The sequence below is a fragment of the Sulfitobacter guttiformis genome (assembly GCF_003610455.1).
Lineage (GTDB): Bacteria > Pseudomonadota > Alphaproteobacteria > Rhodobacterales > Rhodobacteraceae > Sulfitobacter > Sulfitobacter guttiformis.
Genome location: NZ_RAQK01000002.1, coordinates 300755 through 316382, shown reverse-complemented (window position 1 = coordinate 316382; position 15628 = coordinate 300755). Strand labels below are relative to the sequence as shown.

20 protein-coding genes and 1 tRNA gene are annotated in these 15628 nt (G+C 55.0%); 14 read left to right on the top strand and 7 right to left on the bottom strand.

What is annotated here, in order from left to right; genetic code table 11:
- Position 1 precedes the first annotated feature (1 nt).
- Positions 2–289: a DUF1330 domain-containing protein gene (locus tag C8N30_RS14235; protein WP_025062127.1), complete on the top strand. Its 288-nt coding sequence runs from the start codon at positions 2–4 to the stop codon at positions 287–289.
- A gap of 100 nt (positions 290–389) precedes the next feature.
- On the opposite strand, the gene typA is transcribed toward C8N30_RS14235, so the two are convergent.
- The 3 genes from typA to C8N30_RS14220 form a co-directional block, all read right to left on the bottom strand.
- On the bottom strand, positions 390–2207 hold the full coding sequence (typA, locus tag C8N30_RS14230) for a translational GTPase TypA (RefSeq protein ID WP_025062128.1): 1818 nt from the start codon (positions 2205–2207) through the stop codon (positions 390–392).
- A gap of 114 nt (positions 2208–2321) precedes the next feature.
- Positions 2322–2654, bottom strand: coding sequence for a DMT family transporter (locus C8N30_RS14225; protein ID WP_025062129.1), 333 nt, complete (start codon positions 2652–2654; stop codon positions 2322–2324).
- A 12-nt stretch (positions 2655–2666) separates the two neighbouring features.
- The gene (locus C8N30_RS14220; RefSeq protein ID WP_025062130.1) at positions 2667–3125 is read right to left on the bottom strand and encodes an Lrp/AsnC family transcriptional regulator; all 459 of its coding nucleotides are present in this window, start codon (positions 3123–3125) and stop codon (positions 2667–2669) included.
- Positions 3126–3238: 113 nt separating this feature from the next.
- Here C8N30_RS14220 and C8N30_RS14215 point away from each other — a divergent pair, with 113 nt between their 5' ends.
- Both C8N30_RS14215 and C8N30_RS14210 read left to right on the top strand, forming a co-directional pair.
- Complete coding sequence (locus C8N30_RS14215; protein WP_025062131.1) at positions 3239–3445, top strand: DUF6356 family protein; 207 nt, start codon at positions 3239–3241, stop codon at positions 3443–3445.
- Positions 3446–4255 carry a class II glutamine amidotransferase gene (locus tag C8N30_RS14210; protein WP_025062132.1) on the top strand — a complete coding sequence of 270 codons (810 nt, stop codon included), beginning with the start codon at positions 3446–3448 and terminating at the stop codon, positions 4253–4255.
- Positions 4256–4295: 40 nt separating this feature from the next.
- On the opposite strand, the gene C8N30_RS14205 is transcribed toward C8N30_RS14210, so the two are convergent.
- The 4 genes from C8N30_RS14205 to C8N30_RS14190 form a co-directional block, all read right to left on the bottom strand.
- Positions 4296–5510 carry an NADP-dependent isocitrate dehydrogenase gene (locus C8N30_RS14205; protein ID WP_025062133.1) on the bottom strand — a complete coding sequence of 405 codons (1215 nt, stop codon included), beginning with the start codon at positions 5508–5510 and terminating at the stop codon, positions 4296–4298.
- Between the two features lie 103 nt (positions 5511–5613).
- Positions 5614–6201: an HD domain-containing protein gene (locus C8N30_RS14200; RefSeq protein ID WP_025062134.1), complete on the bottom strand. Its 588-nt coding sequence runs from the start codon at positions 6199–6201 to the stop codon at positions 5614–5616.
- On the bottom strand, positions 6198–6440 hold the full coding sequence (locus tag C8N30_RS14195; RefSeq protein ID WP_025062135.1) for a hypothetical protein: 243 nt from the start codon (positions 6438–6440) through the stop codon (positions 6198–6200). Before C8N30_RS14195 ends, C8N30_RS14200 begins: the two co-directional genes overlap by 4 nt.
- Positions 6440–7093: an alpha/beta hydrolase gene (locus C8N30_RS14190; protein ID WP_025062136.1), complete on the bottom strand. Its 654-nt coding sequence runs from the start codon at positions 7091–7093 to the stop codon at positions 6440–6442. Before C8N30_RS14190 ends, C8N30_RS14195 begins: the two co-directional genes overlap by 1 nt.
- 208 nt (positions 7094–7301) lie before the next feature.
- On the opposite strand from C8N30_RS14190, the gene iscR reads away from it, so the two are divergent.
- The 11 genes from iscR to C8N30_RS14135 all read left to right on the top strand — a co-directional run bounded on the left by iscR (position 7302) and on the right by C8N30_RS14135 (position 15572).
- A complete protein-coding gene (gene iscR / locus C8N30_RS14185) occupies positions 7302–7760 on the top strand; it encodes a Fe-S cluster assembly transcriptional regulator IscR (RefSeq protein WP_025062137.1) in 459 nt (152 codons plus the stop codon).
- Between the two features lie 2 nt (positions 7761–7762).
- On the top strand, positions 7763–8902 hold the full coding sequence (locus C8N30_RS14180; protein WP_025062138.1) for a cysteine desulfurase family protein: 1140 nt from the start codon (positions 7763–7765) through the stop codon (positions 8900–8902).
- Positions 8903–8926: 24 nt separating this feature from the next.
- Positions 8927–10450 carry a Fe-S cluster assembly protein SufB gene (sufB, locus tag C8N30_RS14175; RefSeq protein ID WP_025062139.1) on the top strand — a complete coding sequence of 508 codons (1524 nt, stop codon included), beginning with the start codon at positions 8927–8929 and terminating at the stop codon, positions 10448–10450.
- On the top strand, positions 10450–10635 hold the full coding sequence (locus tag C8N30_RS14170; protein ID WP_025062140.1) for a hypothetical protein: 186 nt from the start codon (positions 10450–10452) through the stop codon (positions 10633–10635). Before sufB ends, C8N30_RS14170 begins: the two co-directional genes overlap by 1 nt.
- Positions 10632–10946 (top strand): YbjQ family protein, encoded by a 315-nt coding sequence (locus C8N30_RS14165; protein WP_025062141.1) that lies wholly within the window; start codon positions 10632–10634, stop codon positions 10944–10946. Before C8N30_RS14170 ends, C8N30_RS14165 begins: the two co-directional genes overlap by 4 nt.
- A gap of 167 nt (positions 10947–11113) precedes the next feature.
- Positions 11114–11869, top strand: a complete 756-nt coding sequence (gene sufC / locus C8N30_RS14160) for a Fe-S cluster assembly ATPase SufC (protein WP_025062142.1) — start codon at positions 11114–11116, stop codon at positions 11867–11869.
- Positions 11869–13149: a SufB/SufD family protein gene (locus C8N30_RS14155; RefSeq protein ID WP_025062143.1), complete on the top strand. Its 1281-nt coding sequence runs from the start codon at positions 11869–11871 to the stop codon at positions 13147–13149. Before sufC ends, C8N30_RS14155 begins: the two co-directional genes overlap by 1 nt.
- A 1-nt stretch (position 13150) precedes the next feature.
- Complete coding sequence (locus C8N30_RS14150) at positions 13151–13636, top strand: hypothetical protein (RefSeq protein ID WP_025062144.1); 486 nt, start codon at positions 13151–13153, stop codon at positions 13634–13636.
- Entirely contained in the window at positions 13636–14226 is a 591-nt protein-coding gene (locus C8N30_RS14145; RefSeq protein ID WP_051567145.1) for a YIP1 family protein, read from the top strand. The genes C8N30_RS14150 and C8N30_RS14145 overlap by 1 nt, the downstream gene beginning before the upstream one ends.
- Positions 14219–15439 (top strand): cysteine desulfurase, encoded by a 1221-nt coding sequence (locus tag C8N30_RS14140; protein WP_025062146.1) that lies wholly within the window; start codon positions 14219–14221, stop codon positions 15437–15439. The genes C8N30_RS14145 and C8N30_RS14140 overlap by 8 nt, the downstream gene beginning before the upstream one ends.
- Before the next feature lie 56 nt (positions 15440–15495).
- Positions 15496–15572: transfer RNA gene (locus tag C8N30_RS14135), tRNA-Arg, on the top strand.
- The last annotated feature ends 56 nt before the right edge of the window (positions 15573–15628 follow it).

Here is a 15628-nt window from a genome sequence, read left to right as displayed (position 1 = left end):
AATGCCAGCACTTTGGATCGCTCATGTCACAGTAACCGACGAAGAAGCCTATAAAAAATACGCAGCAGGCGCGACGGTTGCCATTGCAGATCACGGTGGGACATTCATTGCCCGCGGTGGCCGGTTTGTTCAGCTTGAAGGCAAGGAGCGTCCGCGCAATGTTGTTGCGCGCTTTGCAGATGTCGAAACGGCAGAGCGTTGCTATCATTCTCCCGCATATCAAGCCGCACTCGAATTCGCAAAAGGCGCATCCGAGCGGGAATTAATGATCATCGAGACAACCGAATAAACGCTTCGTAAGCGTTTCGTTCCAATGACATCATGCGGCAGCGCCGCACCTGACTGAAGATACAAAGAGGGCGCTCCAATCAGGAGCGCCCTTTTTTAAATTACTTGGATTTTGACATCCGCTTGCGTTCATGTGGGTCAAGATGGCGTTTGCGCAGTCGGATCGCGTTCGGTGTGACTTCCACCAGCTCATCGTCATCAATATAGGCAATCGCTTCTTCAAGGCTCATGGTGATCGGTGTGGTCAGACGCACCGCTTCATCCGTACCGGAGGCCCGAACGTTGGTAAGTTGTTTACCCTTAAGCGGATTAACTTCCAGATCGTTTTCACGGCTGTGCTCGCCGATGACCATACCTGTATACACGTCCGTTTGCGCCCCGATAAAGAAGCGGCCACGGTCTTCGAGTTTCCACAGAGCGTAGGATACTGCTGTACCGTTCTCCATCGAGATCAGCACACCTGCGCGACGACCTGGAATTGGCCCTTTATGCGGCGCCCAAGAGTGGAACACACGGTTTAGAACACCTGTGCCGCGTGTATCTGTCAGGAATTCACCATGGTAGCCAATCAGGCCACGCGATGGGACATGCGCGATGATGCGGGTTTTACCGGCACCGGCAGGGCGCATCTCGACCAGCTCACCCTTGCGAACGCCGGTCAGCTTTTCGATTACGGCGCCGGAATACTCGTCATCCACATCGATTGTGGCTTCTTCGATTGGCTCATGGCGCACGCCATCGATTTCCTGAAACAGAACCTGTGGGCGGGAGATTGAAAGCTCAAAACCCTCGCGGCGCATGTTCTCGATCAGAACCCCCATTTGCAATTCACCCCGACCTGCAACTTCAAACGCTTCGCCACCAGGTGTGTCGGAGATTTTGATTGCAACGTTGGATTCGGCTTCTTTATGCAGGCGGTCACGGATGACGCGGGACTGTACTTTTTTGCCATCACGGCCTGCGAGCGGGCTGTCGTTGATGCCGAAAGTCACAGTGATCGTTGGCGGATCGATCGGCTGTGCTGGGATGGCCTCGCTTACTGATGGATCAGCCAAGGTATCTGCCACAGTCGCTTTGGTCATGCCAGCGATGGAAACGATATCGCCGGCTTCTGCTGTTTCGATTGCTGTCTGCTCCAACCCGCGGAAAGCGAGGATTTTGGTGCAGCGGAAGTTTTCAATCAGCTTGCCGTCACGCGACATGGATTTGATCGTTTGACCTGCCTTGAGCGTGCCGGATTCAACACGGCCTGTCAGCAAGCGACCCAGGAACGGATCACCGCCCAATGTCGTCGCCAGCATTGTGAATGGCTTTTCACGGTCGGCAATCTGCGCGGGCGCAGGGACGTGGGAAAGGATCAGTTCGAACAGCGCGCTGAGGTCTTTGCGTGGACCGTCAAGCTCCATGTCTGCCCAGCCAGCACGGCCAGAGGCGTACATGGTTGGGAAATCAAGCTGGTCATCGGTGGCGTCAAGGTTTGCAAACAGATCGAAACACTCGTCCAGCGCGCGATCAGGCTCACCGTCGGATTTGTCGACTTTGTTGATCACAACAATCGGTCGCAGGCCCAGTTTCAACGCTTTCGACGTTACGAATTTGGTTTGTGGCATCGGGCCTTCGGCCGCATCCACCAGCAGCACAACACCGTCCACCATCGACAGGATACGCTCGACTTCGCCGCCGAAATCAGCGTGGCCGGGTGTGTCCACGATGTTGATGCGTGTGTTGTTCCACACAACGGAAGTTGGTTTCGCAAAGATCGTGATGCCGCGTTCGCGTTCTAGATCGTTGCTGTCCATGGCGCGCTCGGTCGTCGCCTGGTTTTCGCGGTATGTTCCCGCTTGTTTTAGAAGTTCGTCCACCAGCGTCGTCTTGCCGTGGTCAACGTGTGCAATAATTGCGATGTTCCGCAGATCCATGTCGAATGCCTTATCTCAGGGAGTTGAGCGGCCTCTACCGTGCATCCGCAGCAAAGGCCAGTGAAAAACCCCGCAGGAGGTGCGGACAGCATCTTATGGGGGATTTTTGCCCGCTTAGTGGGGGGATGTCGTCGAAAATAGGTGGATCACCGCAATACCTCCGATAATCATTGCCATCCCTACAATTGCCGCCAGATCCAGCGTTTGACCGAACACGAGCCAACCGATGGTCGCGATCGAAATAATACCGAGACCGCTCCACAGGGCATACACCACACCCACGGGAATGGTTTTGAGTGTAATCGAGAGCAGGTAAAACGATACGCCGTATGCCAAAACGACGATAACCGAAGGCCCCAAGCGGCTGAATTGCTCGCTGGCTTTGAGCGCAGTCGTACCGATGGTTTCAAACACTACGGCGAGGGCGAGGATAAAGTAGACGGGCATGGGGACGGCCTTTCACAGGTTTAGCTCGGATGTTTCCTTGATTTCTTCCATCACAAAACTTGCAGAAACGTCCGAGAGCGGCACCCGCGCAATGAGACGCTGGTAAAGCTGGTCATAGCCCGCCATATCCGCGACTCGGGCGCGGATCAAGTAATCCAGATCCCCGCTCATGCGGTAGACACCCTGTATTTCAGGCATGGCCCGTGTGGCGGCGGAAAATTTGTGCATCCAGTCGGGGGCATGCGCATTGGTACGGATCTGCATAAAAACCGTGAGCCCAAGACCCAGTTTGGCCGCGTTCACTGTAGCGATGCGTCCGGTGATAATGCCTGCCTGCTCCAATGCACGGATCCGGCGCCAGCAAGCGTTGCGCGACAAGCCAACCTGTTCACCCAGCGCATCAAGCGACTGCGCTGCATCGCGCTGCAATGCGTTCAGTATTTTGCGGTCTATTGTATCAATATCTCCCATATCTTCATTATTACGGGAGAATATCCCATAAGCAAGCCGAATGCGCCAATCTTTGTGAGGGATTTTCACCGTGCTTTGGGTAGTTTGCTGGAATAGAGCAAAAAGGAACAGACATGATCAATCGCATCTTCCTCGACCATCCCGCAAAAGTAGACGAGACATTTTTCGAGCATATGGCCTTTGCCGGAAAATTTTCGGGGAAATTGTTTCTGGCCGGTGGTGCCGCGCTGGTTCATGCGTTTGTTCCGTGTCTTTTCGAGAAAACCGCGAGCAAGATTATCGCAGAGCTGTATGCCAAAACCCACAATCGTGGTGCGTGAATGTGCCGTTGGGCTGCGTGGCTGGGTAAGCCGCTCTTTATTTCAGAAATCCTCAGCGCGCCTGCGCACTCACTAATCCATCAGTCTCGCGAAGCGTCAAAGTGTAAGACATCTATCAACGCCGACGGCTTTGGTGTGGCATGGTACGATCATTGCGCAGAGCCGGGCCTATACCGCGATGTGTACCCGGCATGGTCAGACCAGAATTTGCGCAGCATCGCACGGCAGGTCCGCTCGAAACTGTTTTTGGCGCATGTGCGCGCCTCCACCGGCACGGCCACCAGCCGTAACAATTGCCATCCTTTTGTGCAGGGACGCTGGTCGTTTATGCACAACGGTCAGGTGGGCGGTTTCGAAGCGTTCCGCCGCCATGCGGAACAGTTAATTTCTGACGATATGTACCAGTTCCGGTACGGTGCCACGGACAGCGAGGTGTTGTTCTTACTGGCTTGCGGTCTGGGTCTTGATCATAACCCCAAGGCGGCGATGGGGCAGGCGGTATCTCTACTAGAACAGATGTCGCGCGCTTATGGTGCAGAGGTCCAGATGCGGTGTACGGCGGCTTTCTCTGACGGTGAAGTGCTTTATGCGGTGCGCTACGCCTCTGACGCTCTGGCGCCCTCGCTGTTTTATCAATGGTCCGAGGCATGGCAGGGCTGGTCTGTGGTATCTGAGCCTTTCGAGACAGTTTCGGGCGCATGGAATGAAGTACCAAAGGGCAGCTTTTGCCGGTTTGAAGGGCGCGAATGTACCATCACGCCCTTTGTGCCAGCGCTGTCCAACGCTGCAGAATTACGCAAAAGCGCATAAAAAAGGGCCGCTCTCATGCGGCCCTTTGTGCGTAGTTCTTTTAGCCTTTAAGCGCTTTGTTAAGGTTTTCATCGACTTTTTCCAGAAAACCCATCGTGGTAAGCCAGCCTTGGTCCGGTCCGACCAAAAGTGCGAGATCCTTTGTCATATGGCCAGCTTCGACAGTTCCCACCACAACCTTCTCCAGCGTTTCGGCAAAGTCGATGAGCGCTGTATTACCATCCAGCTTACCGCGGTGCTTCAGCCCGCCTGTCCATGCGTAGATCGATGCGATAGAGTTCGTCGACGTCTCTTCGCCCGCTTGATGCTGGCGGTAGTGGCGGGTCACGGTGCCATGGGCCGCCTCCGCCTCGACGGTCTTGCCATCGGGCGTCATCAGGATTGATGTCATCAGCCCAAGCGATCCAAAGCCCTGCGCAACAGTGTCGGACTGTACATCGCCGTCATAGTTCTTGCAGGCCCAGACGTAACCACCGTTCCACTTCATGGCGCAAGCAACCATGTCATCGATCAGTCGATGCTGGTAAGTGATGCCTGCCGCCTCGAATTTGTCTTTGAATTCGGCGTCGAATATTTGCTGGAACAGCTCGAGAAAGCGGCCGTCATATTGCTTGAGAATTGTGTTCTTAGTACTCAGATAGACAGGCCAGCCTTTGGTGAGGCCATAGTTCAGAGATGCGCGGGCGAAATCGATAATGGATTTGTCGAGGTTATACATCGCCATGACCACACCGGAATCAGGGGCGTCAAACACCTCATGCTCGATCTCGGTACCGTCTTCGCCGACGAATTTAATCGTGAGCTTACCTGCACCGGGAAATTTGAAATCTGTAGCGCGGTACTGGTCGCCAAAGGCATGACGCCCCACAACGATCGGTTTGGTCCAGCCCGGAACAAGGCGCGGTACGTTTTTGCAAATGATGGGCTCACGAAAAATGACGCCGCCCAGAATATTGCGGATGGTGCCATTGGGTGAGCGCCACATTTTCTTGAGCCCGAATTCTTCGACGCGGGCCTCATCGGGCGTGATGGTCGCGCATTTGATGCCAACGCCGTATTTTTTGATTGCTTCGGCGGAATCAATTGTAATCTGGTCGTCGGTGTCATCGCGCGCCTGAATACCCAGATCGTAATATTTCAAATCAATATCAAGGTAAGGAAGGATCAGCTTTTTCTTGATGAAATCCCACATGATGCGGGTCATCTCGTCCCCATCAAGCTCGACAACAGGGTTTTCTACTTTGATCTTGGTCATGGGGGGTCCTTTGGCTACAGGCCACTCTACACTATCTTTCCCTAAGCTTTAGTGTATTTCTCGCCACAAGGGAAGACGGTATACATTGGTATACCGTATCTCTTTATGTGTTGCGACGTGCCGCGAAGAAGGCTCTGATTTTAGCGCGGGCAAAAGTCCAAAGTGCCGGTGCCCCGATGTTGATCTTGCGGCCAACCCGTTCGTCGATCATCTGCTCTGTCACGTTGTAGTCTGTCCAGCTGCCGCCGCCTGAGGCAAGGTTCTGCATCGGTGGCTGAAACCGGTCGAGGGATTTGGCGAAGCGGGCCGACGGTGTCTGCGCCGCCTCAAACTCCTCCCAGACGGGACGAAGACGTTCCGCTATGTCTCGGGGAAGAAGTCCGAATATACGGTCTGCTGCGACTTTTTCCTGCGCCTCGACTTCCGTGCCGTCAAACGTCCCGAAAATCGGGTTATCACCTGCATCGATTTCTACCAGATCATGCAGGATCAACATCTTAATCACATGGCCGATATCTACGTCCGGCCCCGCCTGATCGGACAGCACCAGCGCATATAACGTAAGGTGCCAGCTGTGCTCGGCGGTATTCTCGAATCGTGAACCGTCACACAGTCGTGTCGCGCGGCTGACCGACTTGAGCTTATCTGCCTCATTTAGAAAGGCAATTTGTTGCTCAAGTCGTTCAGTCATTCCGGTTGGGCAGCGGCTGCGCGGTGCTTTTTGAGCTTATTGGCAAGAAACGCACGGCCTTTTTGCTCGGCCATGCGCGTGCGGATCGCCGTTAGAAACGCCTCTTCGAGGGTCTGGGAGGAGGCGCCAAGCACATCGCCGACTTCCATAAACAAACGGTCTTCGCCGGTCTCTTTTTGAACGGCGAGGCATTCTTCGGCCAGCTGGTTCGCCATGCGAATGACGGCATCATCGGCCATTAGCGTGTATTTTCTGTCAGACGGCGGCGGACATATTCGGTGGTCGAAGTGATAAGCGTATCCATGTGCGGCTCTTCAAAGAAGTGGCCCGCACCCTCGACTTCCTGATGGGTAACAGTGATGCCTTTTTGCTCGTGCAGCTTGTTTACCAGATTTACGGTGTCGGCAGGCGGCGCCACGCGATCGGCTGTTCCGTTGATAACCAGGCCGGATGCGGGGCAGGGCGCAAGGAAGCTGAAGTCATACATGTTGGCAGGAGGTGCTACCGAGATAAAGCCCGTGATTTCGGGACGGCGCATCAGCAACTGCATACCGATCCATGCGCCGAACGAGAAACCGGCAACCCAGCAATGCTTGGAGTTGTTGTTCATCGACTGGAGGTAATCAAGAGCGGAGGCCGCGTCGGATAGCTCGCCGATGCCCTGATCATACTCTCCCTGTGAACGGCCCACACCGCGGAAGTTGAACCGCAGCACGGTGAAACCCATGCTGTAAAAGGCGTAGTGCATATTATACACAACCTTGTGATTCATCGTGCCGCCAAACTGCGGATGCGGGTGCAGGATGATCGCAATCGGCGCGTCACGCTCTTTTTGGGGGTGATAGCGGCCCTCAAGGCGACCTTCGGGTCCAGGAAAAATTACCTCGGGCATGGGTGTACTCTCTTGCAGGGTCCAAGGGGCGGATGATATTCTTGACGAATTCAGTCGGGTACCTTAGAACAATTCTAATATAGGAATCCACTTAAAGCGGATCGCACTTGAGCGATGTAGGCATTTAGGTCGCCTTCGTCAAACAAAAGCCTGATCCGGACTGCGATAGGGCGAGACACAAGGCCCAAAACGGGTCAGGAGAGAAACGATGAAACTGTCCACCAAGGGGCGCTACGCTATGGTCGCTCTGACCGACATTGCGATGCAGCCAGAAAATAAGCTTGTATCGCTGGGCGATATCGCCGAGCGCCAAAGCGTTTCGCTGCCCTATCTAGAGCAGTTGTTCGTTAAGTTGCGCCGCGCCGAGCTTGTTACGTCTGTGCGCGGTCCGGGCGGCGGATACCGGCTTGCGCGGCCTGCCTCGGACATAAGAGTGGTCGATATTCTGAGTGCGGTGGACGAGACGGTAGACGCCATGCACAAGGGCGCTGGTGTTTCAGGCGGCACTTCGGGCAGTCGTGCACAATCCATGACAAACCGTCTATGGCAGGGGCTGTCGGCCCACGTTTACGTATTCTTGCACCAGACGCGCCTGTCGGATGTGGTCAACAACCAGATGGTGCCCTGTCCAGCTGTCCCGAACCTATTTGCCGTGGTGGATGAATAGCTATGGCCCGCGTCTACCTCGACCATAACGCCACAACGCCGCTAAGGGCCGAGGCCCGTGCTGCAATGGTGTCGGCAATGGATCTGGTCGGAAATCCGTCATCGGTGCATGCAGAAGGGCGCGCAGCGAAGATGCTGGTGGAACGCGCCCGCGGGCAGGTGGCTGAACTGGTAGGGTGTAGGCCGCAACAGGTGATATTCACCTCCAGTGCGACCGAGGCCGCCGCATTGGCCGTTGCGCAAAAAGCGCGGCATGGAGGCGTTTATGCGTCCCTCCCTACGGAGCACGATTGCCTGAGCGTTTGGAGCGAACATGAAGCCGCTGCGCTACACCGCGCTGATGGAACGCTTTTTCCTGATGCTGTTTCCTCATTGTTTGAATGGGTTGATGCATGTGACGCACCTCCACTGATTGCTTGGTCTGCCGCCAATAGCGAGACTGGTATCATGGCCCGAACCAGTTCTGTTGTGGGCAGTGGTGCAACGCCAAACGGTAAGACGTTTTCGGTGATTTGTGACATCACGCAAATGGCGGGAAAAGTACCTGTGGCCTACGAAGCGTTCACGCCGTCCTACGCCATCCTCTCAGCGCATAAGATCGGCGGCCCCAAAGGCATTGGCGCACTGATCAATTTTACTGCGCAAGATCCCGACCCGATCCTGCGCGGTGGCGGTCAAGAGATGAACCGCCGCTCGGGCACCGAGAACATTGTCGGGATGGCAGGATTTGGTGCAGCAGCGCAGGCAGCCTTGCGCGATGTGGCTGCGGGTAAGTGGGACGAAGTGGCGCAACTTAGAAGTATTCTAGAAAAGGCTATTGCGTCCGTCTCGGATCAGACTATTTTTGTCGGGAATGAAGTGAACCGGTTGCCGAACACATCTTGCATCTTAACGCCCGGTTGGAAGGGCGAGACGCAAGTAATGCAGATGGACCTTGCTGGGTTTGCGATTTCGGCAGGATCGGCATGTTCAAGCGGCAAGGTAAAGGCGAGCAAGGTCTTGTTGGCGATGGGATATGATGAAATTGAGGCCGCGAGCGCTGTGCGCGTATCACTGGGCCTTGAGACAACAGAAGACGATGTTTTGCGCTTTGCAGATGCATGGGCCGCAAGATTCGAGAAACACCAGATGCGGGCGGCGTAAGCCCCGAGGATGAGGAAGACGAGCATGGATACGATCATGGACAGCGGCGTAAAAGACGGTGTGGATCAGGATACAGTTGACGCGGTGCGCGAAGTTGGCGGTGCCTACAAACATGGCTGGTCTACCGATATCGAAATGGATTATGCCCCGCTTGGATTGAACGAGGATATCGTCAAGCTGATCTCCTCCAAGAACGAAGAGCCGGAGTGGATGACCGAATGGCGTCTGGGTGCTTATGCCCGCTGGCAGAAAATGCGCGAGCCTGACTGGGCGATGGTAGATTATCCGACGATCGATTTCCAGAATCAGTATTATTATGCGCGCCCCACATCAATGGCGGTCAAGCCCAAGTCGCTTGATGACGTCGATCCCAAACTTCTGGAGACTTATAAAAAGTTAGGCATTCCGCTCAAGGAACAGGCAATTCTGGCGGGTGTCGAGGGCGCAGAAGAGATGTCGGATGCGCCGCGTAAGGTAGCTGTGGATGCCGTCTTTGACTCTGTTTCGGTCGGAACGACGTTTCAGGACGAGCTGCTGAAAGCCGGCGTTATCTTCTGCTCGATTTCGGAAGCGATCAAGAACCATCCCGAGTTGGTCAAGAAGTATCTGGGCTCGGTTGTGCCGGTTCAGGACAACTTTTATGCCACGCTCAATTCCGCCGTGTTCTCCGATGGATCATTTGTTTACGTGCCGCCGGGTGTGCGGTGCCCGATGGAGCTGTCCACATATTTCCGCATCAACGCTGAGAATACAGGTCAGTTCGAGCGGACGCTGATCATTGCTGATAAAGGCTCGTATGTGAGCTACCTTGAGGGTTGCACAGCGCCGCAGCGCGATGAGAGCCAGCTGCACGCGGCAGTGGTCGAGATCATTATCGAGGAAGATGCAGAGGTCAAATACTCCACCGTTCAGAACTGGTATCCCGGTGACGAAAACGGCAAGGGGGGTATTTACAACTTTGTGACCAAACGTGCCGATTGTCGTGGCGACCGTGCCAAGGTGATGTGGACACAGGTTGAAACCGGCTCCGCTGTGACGTGGAAATATCCTTCGTGCATTCTGCGCGGCGACGATAGTCAGGGCGAGTTCTATTCAATCGCCATCGCCAACAACATGCAGCAGGCCGATACCGGCACCAAGATGATCCATTTGGGCAAACGCACAAAATCGCGGATCGTGTCCAAGGGGATTTCAGCGGGCAAGGCGCAAAATACCTATCGCGGCCTGGTGTCAATGCACCCGAAAGCCAAGGAAAGCCGGAACTACACGCAGTGTGACAGTCTGCTGATCGGCGACCAGTGCGGTGCGCATACGGTGCCTTATATCGAGGTCAAAAATAACTCGAGCCGCGTGGAGCACGAGGCCACCACATCCAAGGTAGACGACGAGCAGCTCTTTTATTGCCGCAGCCGCGGTATGGACGAGGAAGAGGCGGTTGCGCTGGTCGTCAACGGCTTTTGCAAGGACGTGCTTCAGGCGCTGCCGATGGAATTTGCCATGGAAGCCCAAGCTCTTGTGGCAATCTCGCTGGAAGGCTCTGTTGGCTGATGCCCAAACTGTTTAAGGAAACCGGCGTTGCGGCGGTAATCTATCTTATCGCCGCGCTCGGTTTTGGTTTCGGGTTGGAAGCGGACGACGGCTGGCCAGAGGCTGTGTTATCGGCACTCATCTTTGCTGGCTTCTACTTTGTCGTCGGGCTTGTGATCCGCTGGTTCAAGGGACGCAATTCATGATCATCACCACCACAAACACGGTCGAGGGGCGTCCCGTCACCAAATATCACGGCATCGTGGTGGGTGAGGCGATCATGGGGGCCAATATCGTACGCGACATGTTTGCGCGGGTGACCGATATAGTCGGTGGCCGGTCGGGCCAGTACGAAAACAAACTGCGCGATGCGCGCGAGGCTGCGATGGCGGAGATTGAACAAGCAGCGCGCGCCAAGGGGGCAGATGCGGTAGTAGGTGTCGACATCGACTATGAAATTATCGGGGAGAGCATGATGATGGTTTCCGTGTCAGGCACGGCGGTGTCATTGGGATGAGCAGTGCGGCCTATATCACTCGCTTCAGGTTGAATTAGTGAACGGCGGAGCGGCATTTCGGTGATGCCAACATCAAGAGCCTTTCGACGCACCTCACGGTAGCGGCCTGAGGGGCAGACAAAATAACGCGCTTTGTGCGCAACACAGAATATATAAGGAGCATCCAAATGCTGAGCATCAAAAACCTACAGGTCAAACTGGAAGATGAAGACAAGCAAATCCTCAAAGGCGTAGACCTCGAAGTGGAAGCGGGCACAGTGCATGCGATCATGGGGCCAAACGGCTCCGGTAAATCAACGCTGTCATATGTGCTGTCTGGCAAGGACGGTTATGAGGTTACGGGCGGTTCTGCCATGCTGGAAGGTGTTGACCTGCTGGATATGGAGCCAGAAGAGCGCGCGGCCTCTGGTCTGTTTTTGGCGTTCCAGTACCCTGTCGAAATCCCCGGCGTAGGCAACATGACCTTCCTGCGCACGGCAGTTAATGCACAGCGCAAGGCACGCGGCGAAGATGAGATGTCGGCCGCCGAGTTCCTCAAGGTGGTGCGGGAAAAAGCCAAAGATCTGAAAATAGACGCAGAAATGCTCAAGCGTCCGGTCAACGTCGGCTTTTCCGGTGGCGAGAAAAAGCGCAACGAAATCCTGCAAATGGCCATGCTCGAGCCAAAAATGTGCATCCTCGACGAGACAGACTCCGGTCTGGACGTTGATGCGATGAAACTGGTGGCGGATGGCGTAAATGCCCTGCGCAGCGAGGGGCGCGGATTTTTGGTGATTACGCATTACCAGCGCCTTCTGGATCATATCAAACCGGATGTAGTGCACATCATGGCAAATGGCCGGATCATTAAATCCGGCGGACCTGAACTTGCGCTCGAAGTTGAGAACAACGGTTATGCAGATATCCTCGCCGAGGTGGTGTAATGGCTGATGCGGCAGTAAAAACAGACACGACGGAAGCGCGGATTGCAGCGCTGGCAATGCCTGACGCAACATGGGCGAAACCGGCGCGTGAAGAAGCACTTGCCCGTCTGCGTGCCATGGGCTTGCCCCAGCGGCGTGACGAGTATTGGAAATACACCCGCCCCGACACACTTACGCAGGTAGAAGCGCCAAAAGCGAGTGTTCTGGAAGCCGACGAAGTAGCTATGTATGCTGGCGTTGACCGTCTGCGCATCACCTTTGTGGATGGAGTCTTTGACGCGGAAGCATCTGATGATCTGAGCCTTGAGGGCATCACAATCGAGCGTCTGGCTGCGGCGGACAGTGATCTGCACTGGGCCAAAAATCTGTATGGTGTTTTGGAAGCCCGCGGGCAGACGCCCGTTGCGCGTCCGCTTGCCGCGCTGAACACGGCCTATGCAACCGATGGCATCCTGATCCATGTAACCGGCAAACCGAGCAAGCCTGTAAATCTGGTTTATACCCATAGTTCAGACACTTCCGATGCGATCCTGCACCACTGCATCAAGCTTGATGCAGGTGCGGAATTTACCATGTTGGAAAATGGTGCTGCGGCTGCTCGATTCAACAAAGTGTTGGAAGTCGAGATCGGCGATGGTGCATCGTTCCATCATGTGCGCGCGCAGGGCCGTGATCACGAGCGGCGCGCTGCTACACACATTTTTACACGTTTGGGTACCGAGTCCGAATTCAGGTCTTTCACCATGACAGTCAATGGCGTTCTGACGCGCAATGAATGCGTGATCGAATTAACCGGTGATGACGCCATCGCAAACGTTGCGGGTGCCTGTGTGGGTGATGGTGATTTCTTGCATGATGATACGGTTTTCATCACGCATGACGCTGTGAATTGCAAAAGCCGTCAGGTGTTCAAAAAGGTGTTGCGCAACGGCGCTACGGGCGTTTTTCAAGGCAAGATCCTTGTTAAAGCCGGTGCGCAGAAAACCGACGGCTATCAGATCAGTCAATCCTTGCTGCTTGATGGGGACAGCCAGTTCCTCGCCAAGCCCGAGCTCGAGATTTACGCCGATGATGTTGCGTGCAGCCATGGCTCCACATCTGGTGCCATCGACGAGGATGCGCTTTTCTATCTGCGCTCGCGCGGTGTGCCTGCTGATGAGGCGACAAACCTGCTGACGCTGGCGTTTCTGGCCGAAGCCGTTGAAGAGATCGCGCATGAAGGTCTTCGCGAAGACATGACGGCACATATGGGCGCATGGCTCACACGGCACAGGGGCTGATATGGCGCTCACTCAGGATATTCTGGCGACCTATCGGGGGCCGGGGCGCGTGGTTGCACAATTCTTGTCACAAGGCCGTAACGAGGTGCGTGCGCTTTTGTTTGTGCTGATTGCGGGGATCCTGATGTTTATCGCCTCGACGCCGTTTCAGGCGCGCGAGGCGCAGCTGGACCCCGATATTCCGCTGGAGGCGCGGCTTTATTGGAGTGCCCTGTTCTATATACTGATGTTGCCAATCCTGATTTATGTGTTCGCACTGATCATCACCGGGCTGGCACGCATAGCGCGGCGTCAGATCAGCGGATACGAGATCCGCTTTACGCTCATCTGGGCTTTGCTGGCATCGACCCCGGTGATGTTACTTGTGGGGCTGGTGGCGGGATTTATCGGTACAGGCATACAGCTTCAATTGGTGGGCCTGTTATGGTTCGCTGTTTTTGGCTGGTTCTGGATTGCAGGATTGATGCGCGCGGACGGAGCAAGCTGATGATGACCTTTGACACAGTCAAAGCGCTGGCGCTGGAAACTCTCCAGAGCCCGCGCACCGCCGCCCAAAAGATAATGTCCGTGTCGCTGAGCCGTGATGTTTTGTGGTCCGCACTTGTTTTGGTCGCCTGCCTTAACAGCATTATTTACAGCTTCTCGTTGCTGGCGGTCGATACGTCCGCCTTGCCGCCGTTGTTCCGCAATCCGGTGATGTTTTTCGCGCTGGTGACGGGTGTTCTGGTTCTCACCGTTCATGCGTTTTTCTGGACCGGTCGGGCGCTTGGAGGGAAGGGTGATCTGGGCGATCTTTTGATCCTGATGGTTTGGCTACAGGCGCTTCGTGTGCTTGCACAGGCGGTGATGTTCTTGCTGATGATACTGTCTCCGCCGCTTGCGCAGGTATTCTCTCTTGTTGTCGGAATTGCTGGCCTGTGGATTACCGTAAACTTCATTACCGAAGCGCTGCGATTGCCCGGATTGATGCACGGGGTCGGCGTGATTGTGCTGGCTGCTGTGGGTATCGTATTTGGATTAATGATTTTGGCGGGACTTATCGGAGTTGGCGCCATGGGAGTGACTGCAAATGTATGACATAGACGCAATTCGCCGCGATTTTCCGATCCTGAGCCGTGAAGTGAACGGCAAACCGCTGGTTTATCTTGATAACGGTGCATCGGCGCAGAAGCCGCAGGTTGTTATAGATGCCATCTCGACCGCTTATTCCCATGAATACGCGAATGTGCACCGCGGTCTGCATTACCTCTCGAACCTCGCAACAGACAAATACGAGGCGGTGCGCGGCAAGGTTGCAGCGTTTATCAATGCCGCTTCCGAGGACGAGATCGTGTTTAACTCTGGTACCACCGAAGCGATCAATATGGTCGCCTATAGCTGGGCAATGCCACGCATGGAGGCTGGCGACGAGATCATTTTGAGTGTGATGGAGCATCATGCCAACATCGTACCTTGGCATTTTCTGCGTGAGCGGCAGGGCGTAGTCATCAAGTGGGTTGATGTGGATGCAACCGGTGCACTTGATCCGCAGGCAGTGATCGACGCGATCACACCCCGCACCAAATTGATTGCAATTACCCACATGTCCAATGTCTTAGGGACTGTTGTTGATGTAAAATCAATTACTGCAGCAGCACATGCCAAGGGGGTTGCAGTGCTGGTGGATGGCTCGCAAGCGGCTGTGCATATGCCTGTTGATGTTCAGGATATCGGTTGTGACTTTTATTGTCTGACGGGTCACAAGCTTTATGGTCCGTCCGGCTCCGGGGCGATTTACGTCAAATCGGATCGCATGAAAGAGATGCGCCCGTTCATCGGCGGCGGCGATATGATCCGCGAGGTCAGTAAAGACGCTGTAATCTATAACGATGCGCCGATGAAATTCGAAGCGGGAACACCCGGCATCGTGCAAACAATCGGTTTGGGTGTCGCGCTGGATTACATGACTGGTGTGGGCCTGCAAAATATCTCCGCACATGAGACTGCACTTCGCGACTATGCTATTGAAAAGCTGGCTGGCCTTAACTGGATTCAGGTACAAGGCACCACGCCCGACAAGGGTGCGATCTTCAGCTTTACAATGGACGGTGCCGCTCATGCCCATGATATATCGACCATTCTTGATAAAAAGGGGGTCGCGGTGCGGGCGGGGCAGCATTGCTGCGGTCCTCTGATGAACCATCTTGAACTGACCGCAACCTGCCGTGCTTCGTTTGGCATGTATAACACCACCGGCGAAATCGACACGTTGATCGACGCGCTGGAACTGGCGCATGATCTTTTCGCCTGATCTTTACCGATTTTTGAATTGCAGGTGCGGTATCCACGGACTATACCGCCCTTGTCGGACCCATAGCTCAGCTGGATAGAGCGCTGCCCTCCGAAGGCAGAGGTCGCTGGTTCGAATCCAGCTGGGTTCACCATATATCACTTAAATATCAGATGTTTGGTTCGGCGTTCACGGAGGCCCAGCAAACCT

Coding starts and splice junctions, on each gene's coding strand:
- sufC (WP_025062142.1), top strand. CDS start 11,114: ATGCTGAGCATCAAAAACCTACAGGTCAAACTGGAAGATGAAGACAAG.
- C8N30_RS14205 (WP_025062133.1), bottom strand. CDS start 5,510: ATGACCAAGATCAAAGTAGAAAACCCTGTTGTCGAGCTTGATGGGGAC.
- C8N30_RS14215 (WP_025062131.1), top strand. CDS start 3,239: ATGATCAATCGCATCTTCCTCGACCATCCCGCAAAAGTAGACGAGACA.
- C8N30_RS14195 (WP_025062135.1), bottom strand. CDS start 6,440: ATGGCCGATGATGCCGTCATTCGCATGGCGAACCAGCTGGCCGAAGAA.
- C8N30_RS14210 (WP_025062132.1), top strand. CDS start 3,446: ATGTGCCGTTGGGCTGCGTGGCTGGGTAAGCCGCTCTTTATTTCAGAA.
- C8N30_RS14180 (WP_025062138.1), top strand. CDS start 7,763: ATGGCCCGCGTCTACCTCGACCATAACGCCACAACGCCGCTAAGGGCC.
- C8N30_RS14145 (WP_051567145.1), top strand. CDS start 13,636: ATGATGACCTTTGACACAGTCAAAGCGCTGGCGCTGGAAACTCTCCAG.
- C8N30_RS14150 (WP_025062144.1), top strand. CDS start 13,151: ATGGCGCTCACTCAGGATATTCTGGCGACCTATCGGGGGCCGGGGCGC.
- C8N30_RS14140 (WP_025062146.1), top strand. CDS start 14,219: ATGTATGACATAGACGCAATTCGCCGCGATTTTCCGATCCTGAGCCGT.
- C8N30_RS14165 (WP_025062141.1), top strand. CDS start 10,632: ATGATCATCACCACCACAAACACGGTCGAGGGGCGTCCCGTCACCAAA.
- iscR (WP_025062137.1), top strand. CDS start 7,302: ATGAAACTGTCCACCAAGGGGCGCTACGCTATGGTCGCTCTGACCGAC.
- typA (WP_025062128.1), bottom strand. CDS start 2,207: ATGGATCTGCGGAACATCGCAATTATTGCACACGTTGACCACGGCAAG.
- C8N30_RS14190 (WP_025062136.1), bottom strand. CDS start 7,093: ATGCCCGAGGTAATTTTTCCTGGACCCGAAGGTCGCCTTGAGGGCCGC.
- C8N30_RS14170 (WP_025062140.1), top strand. CDS start 10,450: ATGCCCAAACTGTTTAAGGAAACCGGCGTTGCGGCGGTAATCTATCTT.
- C8N30_RS14235 (WP_025062127.1), top strand. CDS start 2: ATGCCAGCACTTTGGATCGCTCATGTCACAGTAACCGACGAAGAAGCC.
- C8N30_RS14200 (WP_025062134.1), bottom strand. CDS start 6,201: ATGACTGAACGACTTGAGCAACAAATTGCCTTTCTAAATGAGGCAGAT.
- C8N30_RS14155 (WP_025062143.1), top strand. CDS start 11,869: ATGGCTGATGCGGCAGTAAAAACAGACACGACGGAAGCGCGGATTGCA.
- C8N30_RS14225 (WP_025062129.1), bottom strand. CDS start 2,654: ATGCCCGTCTACTTTATCCTCGCCCTCGCCGTAGTGTTTGAAACCATC.
- sufB (WP_025062139.1), top strand. CDS start 8,927: ATGGATACGATCATGGACAGCGGCGTAAAAGACGGTGTGGATCAGGAT.
- C8N30_RS14220 (WP_025062130.1), bottom strand. CDS start 3,125: ATGGGAGATATTGATACAATAGACCGCAAAATACTGAACGCATTGCAG.